This window comes from Gordonia sp. McavH-238-E (assembly GCF_022348225.1).
GTDB classification, from domain to species: Bacteria; Actinomycetota; Actinomycetes; order Mycobacteriales; family Mycobacteriaceae; genus Gordonia; species Gordonia terrae.
In genome coordinates, this window is sequence record NZ_JAKRFE010000007.1 from 250,785 (window position 1) to 266,327 (window position 15,543).

Genomic DNA, 15,543 nt, shown 5'->3' on the forward strand with positions numbered 1-15,543 from the left:
TGGCGGGTTCCGGACCTTGGCGGAGGCCGCTGAAGCTGGCTGGGTGGGCGCGTCGGCTCGAGCATTGGCAGAACGAGTTGGTGGACTGCAGGCGTCTGCGCGGGACCTGACCGCACGTCTCGGAGAGAACTCAGCTCGGTTCGTAGCCGCGGCGTACAAGTTCGAACTCGATGACAGTATTTCAGCCGCCAACCTCGCGAAACCGCCTAGCGATGGCCAAGCGGACGTCGCTCCCCCGGTCTCGGACCGAATGCTCAACTTGTGATATCGATATCCGATATCGATCGCTGGAATGCAGCGGACATTGAAGCGGTTTTCCGCGTGTGCGCTGGCCAAGCAGAACACTGCACGACTCAATCAACTAATCTGAAGAACCTGGATACGTTCTCTTCTTGGGACGGTGACGCCGCCGCAGCCGCAAAGCGTTCCATTGGTCGGGCCCGGGTTGACTTCGATGCTCACGGAAACCAAGTCGCCACGATAGCTGCGGCCGCGCGGGCTGCGGCACAAAAGGTCGAAACCATCAAGCGAGTCCTCGGCCAGATCCGCGGCGACGCGTTTAGCGATGGCTTTATCGTCGAGGATAGCGGCAGAGTGGCCTCCACCCTACAGACCGTGATGTCCGCCGAGGACTCGGAGAAGAGGGAGTCCCTTCGGACGGCGCTTCAGATTCGAGTCAACCAACTGTTGATCAATGCAGAGGCTGCGGATGATGATCTGGCCGCGGCGATCAGAGCAGCAGACGGAGAACTTCGTCCTGAACAGATTCCACCGGGAGCATTTGACGGTACCTATGCGGGCGTCTTCGGTATTGCATCGCTTGGTCTTCCACACTACCCGGATGGATCACTGACGAATTCCGAGACTCGGAGTTACTACGCAGAAGCCGAACGGAGACTGAAGTCCCTCAATGACACTTTGGCAAAGTCTGATATGCCATTGGATCAGCGGGCACTGATTGCGCAAGAGCTTCGGAACGAGATCCGAACGAAGGCTCGCGCCCTTATGGCGGATCAAAACCTCGCATCCCAGCTGTTTCGTGAAGAGCCAAACAAGAATATGGAACAACTGATCGAGCACAAAGCTCAAAAATATGGGATGAGCCGCGAGCAGGCACTTGACGACATAATCAGGTCTTCATCCACAAGCCGCGAGTCCGTGAATACGCGTCTCGGGATAGACCCGGACAAGCCGGTTCTGCCGGATCCAAGGGAGGTTGAATCACGGGCGCCTCGAGCTGGCCCAGTAGAAGTAGCTCCCGACCGCATGGGCGCAACAGCCACGAAGGTTGCGGCGAAGATCGCCCTACCAGCGGCAGTGGCCTACGAGGTTTACGACGGGTACAACCAAGTCAAGAATGGCGAGGAGAGCGTCCCTGAAGCGGCGGGAAGTGGCGTAGGTGCCGTCGGTGGTGCGTGGGCGGGCGCCGAGTACGGTGCGTTGGCAGGCGCAGCAGGTGGTCCTATCGGAGTCGGCATCGGGGTAGTCGTCGGTGGCCTTGCCGGCGGACTTATCGGAGGAACATTCGGAAAGCAGATTGGTGGCCTGTTCGATTGAGCGAGAACTGGACTTTGTACGACAGACTTGAGCGGATGGCGGTAGTTCAATCACGCGTCGCCGATCCTCGAACACTCCCGGGTGACGTGCGCATCGAGGTCGACGCTGTCGAATATCGAGCCGACCCCGCAGGTACGCAATTAGGGCTCATAGCCTTGTATTTAGCGCAACAAGCCCAAGAAGAAGGCTTTACGGACAACGTCACCGTGATCCTGACACGTTTCGTAGTGGACGCGACGGTTGACATAAACGACTTGTTCGATCACGCCTTCGTCGAGGCTCGCGAGTTTCCGGAGTGGACCGAGCAACGCGCGGACCGGTATCCGATAAGTACGCGTACCGAAGGAGCGACCATACAAGCAGGCAGTCATCGAGAAGATGACGGCAAATGGCTCTACACGGTCAATAAGTTCGAGGCATATCGACGGGGCAATGTGGCCTACCTCCTGCAGTGCACGGGTACTACCGCGTCAACTCGCCTTGAGACGTGGTCAGCCCTGAACGATATGGTCAGTTCCGCACACTTCGACGATTAACACTTAGGAGTCAGAGTGGTAACACGTGCGTCCATCGTTGCAGACCTCGACCAAGCGCTCGCCACACAGATCGACTTTGTTGCCGATCCGCTCGACAGCTCGTGGTACGTCGGAAACTTCGACGGCGAGTCGATCTATGTGCGAATGGGCAACTTCCCGGACGAAGAGGCGTACTCGCTCTACTTGGGACATGGTCGATGGATGGATTTCAGCCGAGTTCCCGACAACTGGACCATTACCACCCCAGCGGAAGGGTGGCCGTCAACGGCTCGGCAACGCCTACCCAAGGGCGAGTTTCATGCCTGAGCATGGAACCGCATACCTAAACACACAGGATCGGGATGCGCTGATCAGCCGATGGAGCGAGCCCCATCGGAAGTACCATGACGTTCGACACTTGAATCAAGTCATCAGCTCGCTTTCCGTACTACGTTCTGCCGGTACTCCATTCGATGAAGAAGCAGTTCAGCTTGCGGCATGGTTTCACGATTCTGTCTACGAGATTGGCTCTCCAGACAATGAAGAAAAGTCCGCCAACCTTGCCGAGACGATGCTGACCGGCCGTGCGTGTGCGCCCGAGGTCGCACGGCTTGTTCGAGTCACCGCTACGCACACCGCCGACATTTGCGACCAGAACGCGGCGGCACTGTGCGACGCGGACTTGTCGATACTGGCGAGCAGCCCCAGCGAGTATGCCGCCTACAACTCCAGTGTCCGCGACGAATACTCTGCCGTCGAAGACGATGCTTACAAAGCAGGTCGGACTACCGTTCTCAACCATCTACTTGACATGGACTCGCTGTACAAAACGGACTACGGCCGGGCCCACTGGGAACGTCGCGCTCGCGAAAACCTCCGCGACGAACTTGCCCAGCTCAGAGGATAGGCGACGACGGCTCGACACGTGGTACACACACCTTAGCCATGGTCCGGTCCAGCGCACACCCAAAATGCGGTTGTTAGCGACGATTAGCTAGTCACTCTGGTGTTGTGAAGGCCATGCACGGTCCCGTTTCGGGGCCGCGGTTCGAGTTGCGGCAGTTGTGTCCAAAGTCCGGCGCAAACTGCCGCAACGTCGATGAGCTGCAGCTGCATTGGGAACAAGAATCATCCCGATCTCCAAGGCGTTCGACCCGAGAACTTCCTCTGCCGGAGGAGAAGTCGATAACACACCCATCTGCTGCGCAGCACACCAAGGCTCCCCGCAGTAAGCGCGATACATGCGCCGGCCGTTTCAGTCGGCACTGACATTCGATACCTGCCGAACAATGCTGTGCAACAAAGCGTCCGGTGCGGATTCCGGTAGCCAATGCCCACCACGCATCTCGCGAACGTCCACCCCGCGAGCGACTTCGGCGGTCTTGCGCATCACAGCCCTACTGAAGAACGGATCGTCGCGACCGTAGATGTAGACCGTGGGCACCTTCTGATGCGATGACGGCGGGCGGGGGTGCTTCGGCGGCCGAAGCATTTCGAACAACATCCGCCGATACCAGTTGACTGCGCCCCGCGCGGCACCTCCTCGCTTCAGACGTTGCTGATAGTGGCTTGCACGGTCCTCAGAGAGACCTGATCGCTCCAAGAATCGAGCCAAGTGTCTAGTCAGGACGTATTCCGGCGCGGCCGGCAGAGTCAGCGCGAGCATGTACCAGCTCTTCAGAGCTTGGTTTGTCCGCGTCATACCCCACGCCAGGGCCTGGGGGTGCGGGGTCGACACGATGGTGGCGGTACGCAGTCGGTGTGGGTGAGTTCTGCGCATCGTCCACACCAAAGCCCCTCCCCAGTCGTGGCCCACGACGTGAGCGCTGTCGACCTCGGCCGCGTCGAGCAACGCGATGATGTCGGCGACGAGGCGTGGCAACCCGTACCGCGACACCGGCCGCGGACACGCCTCAGGCGAGTAACCACGCAGGTTCGGGATCAGGACCCGGAAACCACGTCCGGCAAGCGACAGACCTACCGCGTCCCACGCCGTGCGGTCCTGGGGGAATCCGTGGAGGAGAACCACAGTCGGGTCGTCGTCGGCTCCCAAATCCGTCACCTCGAAGATCAGTCCGTCGGTGGTGAACGTATCCACGCTGCTTCTCCTCGCTCAGACACATACTGCACCCACCATGCCATCCTGGAACCCGTGGATCTGATCAGGCACCTGCGGTTCTTCGTCGCCGTGGCCGAGGAGGGCCATTTCGGCGAGGCTGCGGCCCGCCTGGAGATGACGCAGCCGCCGGTGTCGCAGGGTCTGCGGCGTCTGGAAAAGCAGTTGGGTCTCCAGCTCATCCGACGCACCACGCGCGGCGCCGAGCTCACCGACGCCGGCCGCGAACTTTTACCCCGAGCCCGACTGCTCATCGACGACGCCTCGAGGTTCCTCGGCGAAGCCCGTCGACTCCACGAACGAACTGAGGTATTACGTTGGGGTGCTGCATCACTCGTCGGTTCGACGATCACGGCCACTCTGGCGCAGCGCATCGCCGGTGTGACATCAGGGCAGGACTCCGTCAGCGCCTCGACAGTGAACCTCATCGAACAGGTCTCGGCAGGCACCATCGACCTCGCCGTCGTCGAAGCACCCTGTGTCACCGGCTCGTGTGCCGCCGGGCCGGTCGTCGTACTCAAGCGTTCGGTGGTGGTTCCTGCAACGCACCCGGTGGCATCCACCGACCGGCCGCGCCTGCGGCAACTGGCCGACTTGCGGTTCTGCCACACGCCGCGATCGTTCAACCCGCCGGCACACGACCAGCTGATCGACCGGCTCCGCGAGTCGGGACTCGACCCGCAGTTGCATCCGGTGACCTCGGCCGATCAGGTGCTGGCGGCGGTCGCCGCCGGGCACGCCTTCGCGCTCACCGCCGATCGTGACGCCCTCGCCGCGGTCGAGGCCGTCGGCTGCGTTCCCATCGGCCGGGACGCCACCGCCCTGCGCCTTCGGGTCGTGTATCGCGAACCCGGCCTCGGCGAGGTGGCCGAAGTCGTCACCGCTGCCCTCTACCGGATCGGCAAGGCCTCGTGAGCGCATCGTCGACCCTGCCCGAGTCCGTCCGTACCGAACTCGATCGGGTTGTCCGCGAGTCTTTCGCCGACGCAGGTTGTTCTGGTTGTGTGCATGTTCGGACGATCGGCCCGACGCCCATCGAGTACTGCCACGACGCCGACACGCCGGTCGTCCTCGCGTCGGTCTACAAACTGGCCGTGCTGATCTCCCTGTGCCGCATCGCAGATCGCGGCGACATCGATCTCTCCGCGTCGGTCACCGTCGATCCCACCCGTTGGGCTCAGGGCCCGACCGGACTCGCGCTCTTCGTCGATCCGGTGACCTTGTCCTGGCGTGACCTCGCAACGTCGATGATGACCGCGTCCGACAATGTCGCCGCCGACGTCATCCTCGCCCAGATCGGATTGCAGCAGGTCCGAGACGATCTCGCCGAACTGGGCCTGACGAACACCCGGATCGTCGGAGGCGTCGCCGAACTCCACGAACGTCTGCAGCGGGAGACCGGCACGAGTACGGTCGCCGAGGCATTCGCCGCACTGGCCGATCCCGACCTCGACGCATCGGTCAGCGCCTACGACGCCGCCTACTCCAGCTCCGCGACACCGCGCGACTGCACGACCCTGCTCGACGCGGTCTGGACCGATCGCGCAGCGTCCGCACCATCGTGCGAGTTCGTCCGCCAGACGATGAGGAAGCAGGTGTTCACCTCGCGACTCGCGTCGGGGTTTCCGTTCCGACGAGTCAGCGTCGCGGGAAAGACGGGCACGCTCGTCGCCGTCCGCAACGAGGTCGGGGTCGTCGAGTTCCCCGGCGAGCTGCCGGTCGCGATCGCGGTGTTCACGATGAGTGCGAGATCCGAGATGGCCCTACCGGAGGTCGATCGTGCGATCGGGTCGGTCGCACGCGCCGTCGTCACCGAATTGCGAACGCCCGATGACGGAGGTTGATGGGGCGTCCCAACAGCGGCGATAGCGAATCACTATCGACCTATCGCGTGCCGAAACTTTGCGTCACGGTGGCCCGATGGGTTGGCTTGCGGACATGCGTCGTTGGTGGGCACTCCTGAGTGCATGTGCGGTGATCGTGGGCACGGTGTCAGGGTGCTTCCTGACCTCGGACTCGCCGGAGGATTCGTTGCGGTCGTTCGCCGCTGCTCTGCAGAAGGGTGATGCCACCGGTGCCGCGGCGCTCACCGACGATCCGGCAGCGGCAGGCGCGGCGATCGCAGCGGTGTTCGACGGCATGGGTCAGACGCCGAAGCTCTCGGTGACCGGCAGCCTCGTCGACGACAAGGAGGTCAGCGGTTCGCTCGATCATCGTTGGCAGATCCGGGACCGCAGTGTCGAATATCAGACCTCTGTGACGCTCGTCGAGTCGAATTCGCAGTGGCGGGTCCGGTGGCAGCCGTCGGTGATGCACCGACAGCTCCGTGCCGGAGAATCGTTCTCCTACAGCGACGATCGCGCATACCGAACCCCGGTGCTCGACTCCAACGGTCGACCCCTCATGACGTGGCAACCCGTGACGCTGGTGAGCCTGTCGCGCACCCAACTCAATTCGGCAGCCACACTCGCGCGTGCGCTCCGGCCTGTCGAACCCGGGATGACGGCCGCCGGGATCCGCGCGAGCTTCGAGGGCAACGACGCTCCGCAACACACGGTCATCCGACTCCGCGACTCCGACATCGGCCGGGTGAAGCGCGACGTGGCAGCCATCCCCGGCGTCACGCTCACCGAGCAGGGCGCGCTCCTCAGCGCGACGAAAGCTCTCCACTCGCCGGCGATGTCGGGACTCGAGGACATCTGGCGCACGGCGATCGACGCCACGGCCGGGTGGTCGGTTCAGATAGTCGACGCCGAGGGCACTCCCACCCACCTGGTGGATTCGGCTCAGCCCGGTCCGACACCGCCGGTGCGAACCACCATCGACCGCGATATCCAGACCCGGGCTCAGCTCGCCGTCGACGGTGACCGACGCCCAGCCATGATCGTCGCAATCAAGCCCTCGACCGGGGGCATCGTCGCCGTCGCACAGAACGACGCCGCCGACAAGTCGGGGTCGGTGTCGCTGTCCGGCCTTTATCCACCGGGTTCGACCTTCAAGACCATCACGACCGCCGCTGCGCTCGATGCCGATGCGGTGCAGGTCGGTTCGCAGGTCCGCTGCCCCGGTCGCGCCACCATCGAGGGGCGGACCATCCCGAATGAGGATGACTTCGACCTGGGGACCGTGCCACTGCCCACCGCGTTCGCACGGTCGTGCAACACGACGATGGGCGCACTCGCGAACAAGCTCTCCGACGACGCCTTGACCACGATGGCGCGCCGCTTCGGCATCGGCGCGGACTACACCATTCCGGGCCTGATGACTGTGACCGGCTCGGTACCCAGAGCCGACTCCCCCGCGCTACGTGTCGAGAACGGCATCGGTCAGGGCACGGTGACCGTGAGCCCCTTCGGCCTTGCGCTCGCCGAGGCTAGTCTCGCGCGCGGCGAAACCGTCGTCCCCAGCTTGGTTCAGGGTCAGCGAACGACAGGAGACATCGAACCGCAACAGATCTCGGACGATGTCACTCGTGCACTTCGGGGCATGATGCGTGACACGGTCATTAGCGGTACGGCCACCGCACTCCGGGACATTCCCGGCTTGGGCGGCAAGACCGGCACCGCCGAGTACGGGGACAACAAGAACCCGCATGGCTGGTTCGCCGGGATCGTCGGGGACCTGGCGTTCGCAACCTTGGTCGTGGGCGGCGGGTCGTCGGCCCCCGCCGTCGACGTGACCGGTGAGTTCCTGCGGCCGTTGAGCGAGTGAGCGCTCCCGAGAGTGCGGAACAGGCAACGGATTCCGGGACGAATCCCGCACTCTGTCAACGGGTCGTCACGACGCCGGCTCGAGGTCCTTTCGGTACAGGTCCTTTCCCGATGCGTCGACCAGAGTCACACTCAGCACCTTGGTCCTGCCGTCGATCGTGACCTCGCCGAAGTGCTGGAATCCCTCGGCCGGCGACACATTCGACTCCGTCGGCGCGTGAACGAACTCGTACTCGGCGCCGAATGTACGGTCCAGCGGACTCTCGGGGAACGCTCCGGCGTGCAGTGGTCCGGCCACGAACTCCCAGAACGGCGAGAAGTCCTGGAAGCCCGCGCGGTCGGGCTCGTAGGAGATCGCGGCGGCGTAGTGGACATCGGCGGTGAGGAACACCATGTTCGGAACGTCCCTCGTCTGAGAAAGGATGCGAGAGAACGCGATCTCTCGACCGAGCGGGCCACCGTCATCCCCCTGCGCGACTGCTTCCATCGCCTTCGGGCCATGGGCCGGTGTCGTGTTCTTGTCCTCCACGACGATGCTCAGCGGCAGGTCGTTGGCGACGATCTTCCACGTGGCCCGCGAACCCCGGAGTCCGTCGATGAGCCACTGCGTCTGCTCGGAACCGAGAAGACCGTCGGCGTTGTCTTTCGACCAGGCATCGGGATTCGGGTCCTTGTGGCTGCGCATGTCGAGAAGGAAGACGTCCAGAAGCGGGCCGTAGGAGACCTTGCGATACACAACATCAACGGAGCCGATCTCGACGGGTTGCCATTCCTGCCAGGCCTGACGTCCATTGCGCGCCAACACATCGACGCTCATCTCGGTGTAACCCTCGCGCCCCTGCCCCGCGAGGCTCTCGCCCGGGAACCAATTGTTGACGACCTCGTGATCGTCCCACTGCACCAGCTGCGGGATAGACCCGACGAAGCGTCGAAAATGATGGTCGGTCAGGTTGTATGCGTAGTTCCCGCGGAACTGGTCGACGGTCTGCGCCACCTGTTCCTTCGCCGGGCTGGTGATACTGCGGTAGACCTTGCCGTCATTTTGCTCTTGCGTCGGTTCGACGGGGTTGTCGGCGTAGATGGCGTCGCCGGAGTGGATGAAGAACTGCGGATCGCGATCGGCCATGGTGCCGAAGATGGTCATCCCGCCCATGTCGGGGTTGATTCCCCACCCCTGACCGACCACGTCGCCGGACCATTGGAACCTGATGTCCCGCTCTCGCACCGGAGCGGTGGTGAAGACGCCGGTCACCGGTTCGGAGAGCGCCCCGTCCTCACTGTCGAGAGTGACGCGGTAGTGCACGGTCTGCCCGGGTTCCAGACCGGCCACCCGCAGTCGGCCGGTCCCATCGCCGGCGGGAGTGAGCATCGGTCCACGGAGTTTCCGTGCATTGCTGAAGGTTTCGCTCGACGCCGTCTCGACGATCATGGTGGCCGGACGGTCCGACCGCGCCCACACGAGTGCCCCTCCGCTGGTGACCTCCCCGGAGGCCACTCCGTGAGTGAGAACGGGTCGATTCCGGACCAGGCTCGGCGCCGCCGAACCAGTATTCGACGACCCACAGGCCGCCATCGCCGATCCGACCGGGACGAGCAGCGCACCCGCAGCGGCGGTGCGCAGAATCGCGCGTCGTGACGGGGTGCCGACTCGTTCGGGTTGGGTCATGATCCTCAGGGTCGCGCAGCACTTTCAATGGATCGTGAAGCGCGGGTGACCAGAAGGTGTCCGTGTCACGGGTCGGCGTTTGTCGGCACGCATGTCGCTTGACCGGACCCATCCGGTCGGTTCAGATGGACTGATGAGCGACGAACTGTTCGAGCACAAGACCAAGACGGAACTGACTCGCGAGGAGGCGGCGAAGAAGATTCACGAACTCGCGGACGCCATCGCGCGACACAACGAAGTGTCCTTCGTGGAGAACAACAAGACCGTCCGCGTGGACATCCCGGCCAGGGTCCAGTTGAAGATCGAGATCGAGCGGGGCGAGGACGAATCCGAGCTGGAGATCGAAATCACCTGGTAGACAGGCGACATTCTCAGTCGGCGGGCCGTGTCAGAGGCTGTGCTGCGTCAGCACCCCGGTCCCGTCCCGTGCCGCATCCGAGCGAACCACACGCGTCAGCCGCCAAGCGGCGAGCGCGAAAGCTGCCTGGCCGACCGCGTTGATCGACTGCTCGAGCCACTGCAGCGACAGCGTCTGTTCTCGACCCGCCAGCGGCCCCAGCGTGTAAGCCGCCACCAGGCACACGGCGAGCAGCGCCACCGTCGTGACGTCACGGACCTTCCACGCATCGCGAGCGAGGGCGGCGTAGAGCGCTGTCGATCCGAGTATCACCGCGATCAGGTACCAGCCCGCGATCGCCGGTACCGACACACCAACAGCCGCCACACCCATGAGAAGGAGAGCGACCGCGAGGTTGCGGACTCCCCACGCAGCTGCCGCGAGCAGCAGAAACCCGCATCCCATGAGTGGAAACAACCCATCCGCCAGCCTGGGGATGTCAGCAACGTCGGAGGCAGCCAGGAGCTTCCAGGTAGCTTTCGCGAATCCACCGGCAAAGATAAGGGCGGCGCCGACATACGCAGGGAGCCAGCCGATTCGGCGCGCGACGATGAATGCCCCAAGAGCACCGAAGACCACCGGCACGAAGTCGAACAGCGCCAGTGGAATCGAGACCTGTTCCGCAGGTGTCACACTCGCCCCTCAGTCCTCGGCGAGTGGCGGCACGCGCTAGGCACCTCGACATTGTTCAGCATGCTGAACAATCTAGCGGGTTCGGTGCGCTCATGCCACCACCCAGCCGCTGTTCGCCCCCACTCCCAGACTTCAACTCGACTGACAGACTTCGATCGAGGTCTGTCAGTCGAGTTGAAGTCTGGCAGTCAGGGTCGACAGCGCTACGGATCACGATCTGCGGACGCGCAGGATGCGCTCCCGTGCGACAACAGTGAAGGCTTCCGCCCAGCCTGACGCAGAACCTCGCCGGTCACCGCGTCGCCCGCTAGCTTCGTCGGCAACCAGACCGTCGAAGGAGCACCATGACCGAGACCGCCACCCGCCTCAATGACGTGGACATCGCCGCCGTCGGCCAACTGGTCGAAGCGATCCAGGGCGACGCCACCAAGGCTCAGACGACGTGGGCCGCGCACGTCCAGTGGAACGGTTCGTTCGCATCGGCGGCCCGGATTCGCAACTTCTCGCCGATCGCATCCGACGAGCCCGCCGCGCTCGGGGGCGGCGACACGGCGCCCAACCCCGTCGAGCAACTACTCGGTGCGTTGGGCAACTGCCTGGCCGTCGGTTACGCCGCGAACGCCACGACGGCGGGCATCGAACTCAAGGATCTGCGAATCGATCTGAAAGGCGACCTCGACCTCCACGTCTTCCTCGGCCTGGCGGAGGGCCATGCGGGGTTCGAGTCCATCACCGCGACAGTCACCATAGACTCCGACGCTCCGCGCGAGAAGCTCGACGAACTGCACGCCAGAGTCCAGGCGAGCTCACCGGTCGGGCACACCCTCGGCAACGCGGTGCCGGTGGAGATCGTCGTGAACTGACACGACCCCCGACGTTCGACAGCAGATCTGTGCCGGATCGGTCGAAGGTTGCCACGCCAACGCTCGATTCGCCGACGATGGCCCGATGCCTACGATGACAGCGCGGCGACTTCTCTTAGGACTCGCCGCAATAGTTGTGTTGACCTTCGGTGTTCTGATCGCCGGCGTATCCGGCGGAGGCGCGCCCGCTCACGCGGACCCAGGTGGTCACAAGGTCGATTACACCTGCGGGTCAGGGTGGTACGAGAACTCGGAGGGGAGCTGCGTCCCTGGTCCCGACAGCTCACCGACCGGAATCCGCTGCAAAGACGGAACTTACAGCCACGCCGAGAACCGCCAGGGTGCCTGTTCCCGGCACGGCGGGATCGCAGACGATTCAGGTACCGCCGGGGCGGGTGGTAGCGGCAGCGCCGAACTCGGCTTCGGCAGCGCGGTGATCGGTAGTTCCGTGATCGGCATCGGATTCCTCGGCGCCCTCCTCTTCGGAAGCAGCTGATCTTCTCGCGTATCGTCACCGTGTGACCGACCGCATCACCGACGAACGGGTACCCGAACACGGAAGCACCGGTCACGCGTTGCTCGACAACCCGGTTCTCGCGGCGCTCACCGGTCCGCACGCCCACTTCACACAGCGCCACGGTTCGGCTCTGCGGTATCACCCCGACGTCTGCCCCATGGCAGCTCTCCCCGACTCTCCCACCGCGCAGGACTGGTCGGACGCCGCCGAACTCGTCGGCCCGGGTGGTTCCCTGTTCTTGCCGGTGGTCACCAATCGTCCACCAGACGAATGGGATACGACGATGGACCTGCCCGGAGTGCAGATGATCGATGCAGGCGTCGACACGCGACGCGACGACGAGGCCGTGCCCCTGGCACCTGCGGATGTGCCGGACATGAGGGATCTGGTCGAACGGACCCGCCCCGGCCCGTTTCGTCCTCGCACCATCGAGATGGGCACCTACCTCGGGATTCGACGCAACGGTCGTCTCATCGCGATGGGCGGCGAACGGCTCGGGCTTCCGGGGTACACCGAGATCAGCGCCGTGTGCACCGACCCGGAGTTTCGCGGCCTCGGGCTGGCCTCACGACTCGTACTCGATCTGGCACACCGCATCCGGGACCGAGGCGACACCCCGATCCTTCATGCCGATGCCCGCAACGTCAGCGCGATCCGGTTATACGAGCAACTGGGTTTCGTCGTCCGCCGGGAGGTCCTGTTCCAGATCGTCACCGCCCCGCGATGAGCACACCGACCGGTCCCGGTCAGTTGCGCTTCAACGACTTCGCCAGCGGCGCAATCTCATCGAGGTAGATCGAGGCCAGCACATCCGATTCGTCCGCCATGTGCCGCACCCGGTCGGCCTCCGCCCGATCCCATTCGGTGGCGACGACATGCTCGAAATCGTTGATCCCGCCTACACGGTCGAGCCACGCCTGCTTCTCCTGCCGATGCTGGATCTGCGCGACGATCTGCTCGTAACCGGCGAACGCCTCCAGGCGCCGGACCAGTTCGTCGAGGCGGCCCGACAGCAGGAGTGACTTCTCGGCAAACGTGGAGACCACTTCCGGGTCGACGGCCAAGTGCCCCGCCGGCGCGTCGCCGAGAATGGCGAACTGGTCGCGAAGGCCGACGGCCGCGTTCGCGATGGCGGTGACCTCACCGCTCAGGTCGACGCGCACCGAGTGGCGATCGAAGAAGTCGAGGCGCCACGCGGGGAGGCCGTCGATGCGTTCGGCAACCGACGCGGTCGTCCATGCGATCTGACCTATCGGGTCGGACGAGAAGCCGTCGAGTTCGTCCACGGCTCGTCTGTACCCCTGAGCCCGACCTCCCGCATCGTCGGGCCCATCGTCGAACCCCACGAGCGATCGACCACACCAGATGTTCAGGGCTCGGAAGATGAACCCGCCGGGATCGCCCTCCCCGCCGTCGGAGGGATCGACGTCCAGGCGCTGTCGAATCGACTCGCATGACTCCCACCGCCGGGCCTGCGCCACCCGAAGCGTGTCGGCGAGTTCGGCCAACGGGTCCGCCGAGGATTCCTCGGGTGCGCGCGTCGGGAGTGGGCCGCCTGCCTTCGACCGCGTGGCCGCCCTCCGGCTGCGGATGTCGTCACGCATGCCGGTGAACATCGCCGAGAATGCGCCGATCGCCATGCCCAGCAGCACGACGAGGGCCGCCGCCATGACCACCACGAAGACGGCAATCACGACGTACATCATCCATTCAGTAGACCACGGTTCACACCCCAACGGTCGCTGTCGCTCAGACAACCGAACCGGCACCAAGCAAGCACTTGGTTTGCTAGGTTCTCCGACGATGGGATTCCTGAAACAGACAACCCCGGAGATCGACTTCCCGACGTGGAGCCGGGGCTCTCGCGCGGAGAAGATCAAGCCGATGGCCCGGCACTGGGCCGAAGTCGGGTTCGGGACGCCGGTGGCCCTACACCTGTTCTATGTGGGCAAGATCCTCGCCTACATCCTCATCGGCTGGGTCGTTGTCATCAGCACCCCCGGCATCGACGGCTTCTTCGACGTCACGACTTGGTACAACGAGCCGATCGTCTTCCAGAAGATCGTGCTCTACACCATGTTGTTCGAGGTCGTGGGCCTCGGATGTGGGTTCGGTCCGCTGAACAACCGGTTCTTCCCGCCGCTGGGTTCGATCCTCTACTGGTTGCGCACGAAGACCATCCGTCAACCACCGTGGCCGCGAATCCCGTTGACCGCAGGAGACTCTCGTGGTCCGGTTGATATCGTCCTCTACGGCGCGCTGCTCGTCGTCCTCGTCATCGCGCTGTTCAGCCCGGGTTCCGGCGCGATCCCGGAATTGGACACGACCGTCGGCGTCCTCCCCAGCTGGCAGATCTGGGCCGTGGTGGGCTTGCTCGCTGCTATCGGTCTGCGCGACAAGACCGTGTTCCTGGCGGCGCGCGGCGAGGTCTACGGCGCGTTCACGGTCGCGTTCCTCTTCAGCGGTGTCGACATGATCATCGCCGCGAAGCTGGTATTCCTCTGCATCTGGCTCGGGGCGGCGACGTCGAAGCTGAACAAACACTTCCCCTTCGTCATCGCGACGATGATGTCCAACAACCCGATCTGGCGGTCGCCGAAGATCAAGCGCAAGTTCTTCGAGAACTTCCCCGATGACCTGAGGCCAGGGCGTCGTTCGCGGTGGATCGCCCACTTCTCGACTGCGATCGAGGGCCTCGTCCCGCTTGTCCTGTTCTTCTCGCACGGCGGATGGGTGACCGCGATCGCGGCGACCATCATGCTCGTCTTCCACTTCGGCATCCTGTCGTCGATCCCGATGGGCGTTCCGTTGGAATGGAACGTCTTCATGATGTTCGGGATCGTGGCGATCTTCCTCGGTCACCCCGGCATCGGACTGACCGATCTCCAATCGCCCTGGCCGATACTGCTCTTCGCAGTCTCCGCAGGCACTGTCGTCGTCGGGAATCTGATGCCGCGCAAGGTCTCGTTCCTGCCGGGAATGCGGTACTACGCCGGCAACTGGGACACCGGCCTGTGGTGCATCAAACCGTCGGCGTCGGCGAAGATCGAGCAGGGCATCGTCGCCATCGCGTCCATGCCGGCCGCACAACTCGAACGCTTCTACGGCAGCCCGGAAGCAGCCCAGATCCCGCTCTACATGGGATATGCGTTCCGTTCGTTCAACAGTCACGGTCGGGCGCTGTTCACGCTGGCGCACCGAGCGATGCACCCGACGCCCGAAGAGCAGTACGTCCTCACCGACGGCGAACGCATCTGCAGCACGGCGATGGGGTGGAATTTCGGGGACGGGCATCTCTCGAACGAGCAACTCATCGAATCCTTGCAGCGACGTTGCCATTTCGAGCCCGGTGAAGTTCGGATCGTGCTGCTCGACGCGCAACCCATTCACCGTCAGACGCAGGAGTACCGTCTCGTCGACCCGGCGATCGGCGAGTTCGAGCGCGGGTACGTGCGTGTCGCCGACCTCGTCACCCGCCAACCGTGGGACGACCAGGTCCCGGTCACGGTGACCTGGCGCGCCGACGGAGACCGCACGGACGAACCCTCCGAGTGAGGGGCAACGCCCGA

The 15,543-nt window shown here is 64.0% G+C and carries 16 protein-coding genes; 12 read left to right on the plus strand and 4 right to left on the minus strand.

Features of this window, described 5'->3' with window-relative positions:
• The first annotated feature begins 261 nt into the window (after positions 1-261).
• The 4 genes from MHN80_RS12745 (at position 262) to MHN80_RS12760 (ending at position 2,979) form a co-directional block, all read left to right on the plus strand.
• Positions 262-1,557: a phage head morphogenesis protein gene (locus MHN80_RS12745; RefSeq protein ID WP_239402040.1), complete on the plus strand. Its 1,296-nt coding sequence runs from the start codon at positions 262-264 to the stop codon at positions 1,555-1,557.
• A gap of 86 nt (positions 1,558-1,643) precedes the next feature.
• Positions 1,644-2,093, plus strand: coding sequence for an LpqN/LpqT family lipoprotein (locus MHN80_RS12750; RefSeq protein WP_239402042.1), 450 nt, complete (start codon positions 1,644-1,646; stop codon positions 2,091-2,093).
• 15 nt (positions 2,094-2,108) lie between these two features.
• Positions 2,109-2,399, plus strand: coding sequence for a hypothetical protein (locus MHN80_RS12755; RefSeq protein WP_004021541.1), 291 nt, complete (start codon positions 2,109-2,111; stop codon positions 2,397-2,399).
• A 91-nt stretch (positions 2,400-2,490) separates the two neighbouring features.
• The gene (locus tag MHN80_RS12760; RefSeq protein ID WP_239402044.1) at positions 2,491-2,979 is read left to right on the plus strand and encodes a hypothetical protein; all 489 of its coding nucleotides are present in this window, start codon (positions 2,491-2,493) and stop codon (positions 2,977-2,979) included.
• A gap of 348 nt (positions 2,980-3,327) precedes the next feature.
• Here MHN80_RS12760 and MHN80_RS12765 read toward each other — a convergent pair whose 3' ends face one another.
• Positions 3,328-4,170, minus strand: a complete 843-nt coding sequence (locus MHN80_RS12765; protein ID WP_239402046.1) for an alpha/beta fold hydrolase — start codon at positions 4,168-4,170, stop codon at positions 3,328-3,330.
• A 54-nt stretch (positions 4,171-4,224) separates the two neighbouring features.
• Between MHN80_RS12765 and MHN80_RS12770 the strand changes: the two genes are divergently transcribed.
• The 3 genes from MHN80_RS12770 (at position 4,225) to MHN80_RS12780 (ending at position 7,899) form a co-directional block, all read left to right on the plus strand.
• On the plus strand, positions 4,225-5,103 hold the full coding sequence (locus MHN80_RS12770) for a LysR family transcriptional regulator (protein ID WP_239402048.1): 879 nt from the start codon (positions 4,225-4,227) through the stop codon (positions 5,101-5,103).
• Positions 5,100-6,032 carry a serine hydrolase gene (locus MHN80_RS12775; protein ID WP_239402050.1) on the plus strand — a complete coding sequence of 311 codons (933 nt, stop codon included), beginning with the start codon at positions 5,100-5,102 and terminating at the stop codon, positions 6,030-6,032. Before MHN80_RS12770 ends, MHN80_RS12775 begins: the two co-directional genes overlap by 4 nt.
• A 94-nt stretch (positions 6,033-6,126) precedes the next feature.
• Positions 6,127-7,899 (plus strand): penicillin-binding transpeptidase domain-containing protein, encoded by a 1,773-nt coding sequence (locus MHN80_RS12780; protein WP_239402184.1) that lies wholly within the window; start codon positions 6,127-6,129, stop codon positions 7,897-7,899.
• Positions 7,900-7,965: 66 nt separating this feature from the next.
• Here the strand turns inward: MHN80_RS12780 and MHN80_RS12785 are convergent, their stop codons facing one another.
• On the minus strand, positions 7,966-9,564 hold the full coding sequence (locus MHN80_RS12785) for an alkaline phosphatase (RefSeq protein ID WP_239402052.1): 1,599 nt from the start codon (positions 9,562-9,564) through the stop codon (positions 7,966-7,968).
• A gap of 133 nt (positions 9,565-9,697) precedes the next feature.
• On the opposite strand from MHN80_RS12785, the gene MHN80_RS12790 reads away from it, so the two are divergent.
• On the plus strand, positions 9,698-9,922 hold the full coding sequence (locus tag MHN80_RS12790; RefSeq protein ID WP_004021534.1) for an amphi-Trp domain-containing protein: 225 nt from the start codon (positions 9,698-9,700) through the stop codon (positions 9,920-9,922).
• A 30-nt stretch (positions 9,923-9,952) separates the two neighbouring features.
• Here the strand turns inward: MHN80_RS12790 and MHN80_RS12795 are convergent, their stop codons facing one another.
• Positions 9,953-10,594, minus strand: coding sequence for a hypothetical protein (locus MHN80_RS12795; RefSeq protein ID WP_239402054.1), 642 nt, complete (start codon positions 10,592-10,594; stop codon positions 9,953-9,955).
• A gap of 344 nt (positions 10,595-10,938) precedes the next feature.
• On the opposite strand from MHN80_RS12795, the gene MHN80_RS12800 reads away from it, so the two are divergent.
• The 3 genes from MHN80_RS12800 (at position 10,939) to MHN80_RS12810 (ending at position 12,701) form a co-directional block, all read left to right on the plus strand.
• A complete protein-coding gene (locus MHN80_RS12800) occupies positions 10,939-11,457 on the plus strand; it encodes an OsmC family protein (protein WP_239402056.1) in 519 nt (172 codons plus the stop codon).
• Between the two features lie 94 nt (positions 11,458-11,551).
• Positions 11,552-11,953 (plus strand): DUF3761 domain-containing protein, encoded by a 402-nt coding sequence (locus tag MHN80_RS12805; RefSeq protein WP_239402186.1) that lies wholly within the window; start codon positions 11,552-11,554, stop codon positions 11,951-11,953.
• Between the two features lie 22 nt (positions 11,954-11,975).
• Complete coding sequence (locus MHN80_RS12810) at positions 11,976-12,701, plus strand: GNAT family N-acetyltransferase (protein ID WP_239402058.1); 726 nt, start codon at positions 11,976-11,978, stop codon at positions 12,699-12,701.
• 19 nt (positions 12,702-12,720) lie between these two features.
• On the opposite strand, the gene MHN80_RS12815 is transcribed toward MHN80_RS12810, so the two are convergent.
• Positions 12,721-13,680, minus strand: a complete 960-nt coding sequence (locus MHN80_RS12815) for a hypothetical protein (RefSeq protein ID WP_239402059.1) — start codon at positions 13,678-13,680, stop codon at positions 12,721-12,723.
• A gap of 97 nt (positions 13,681-13,777) precedes the next feature.
• Here MHN80_RS12815 and MHN80_RS12820 point away from each other — a divergent pair, with 97 nt between their 5' ends.
• Entirely contained in the window at positions 13,778-15,529 is a 1,752-nt protein-coding gene (locus MHN80_RS12820; RefSeq protein WP_239402060.1) for a DUF3556 domain-containing protein, read from the plus strand.
• Positions 15,530-15,543 lie beyond the last annotated feature (14 nt).

Bases quoted from the DNA above. Each gene is read 5' to 3' on its own strand.
- MHN80_RS12780 (WP_239402184.1), top strand. From the start codon at position 6,127: ATGCGTCGTTGGTGGGCACTCCTGAGTGCATGTGCGGTGATCGTGGGC.
- MHN80_RS12785 (WP_239402052.1), bottom strand. From the start codon at position 9,564: ATGACCCAACCCGAACGAGTCGGCACCCCGTCACGACGCGCGATTCTG.
- MHN80_RS12790 (WP_004021534.1), top strand. From the start codon at position 9,698: ATGAGCGACGAACTGTTCGAGCACAAGACCAAGACGGAACTGACTCGC.
- MHN80_RS12800 (WP_239402056.1), top strand. From the start codon at position 10,939: ATGACCGAGACCGCCACCCGCCTCAATGACGTGGACATCGCCGCCGTC.
- MHN80_RS12805 (WP_239402186.1), top strand. From the start codon at position 11,552: ATGACAGCGCGGCGACTTCTCTTAGGACTCGCCGCAATAGTTGTGTTG.
- MHN80_RS12815 (WP_239402059.1), bottom strand. From the start codon at position 13,680: ATGATGTACGTCGTGATTGCCGTCTTCGTGGTGGTCATGGCGGCGGCC.
- MHN80_RS12820 (WP_239402060.1), top strand. From the start codon at position 13,778: ATGGGATTCCTGAAACAGACAACCCCGGAGATCGACTTCCCGACGTGG.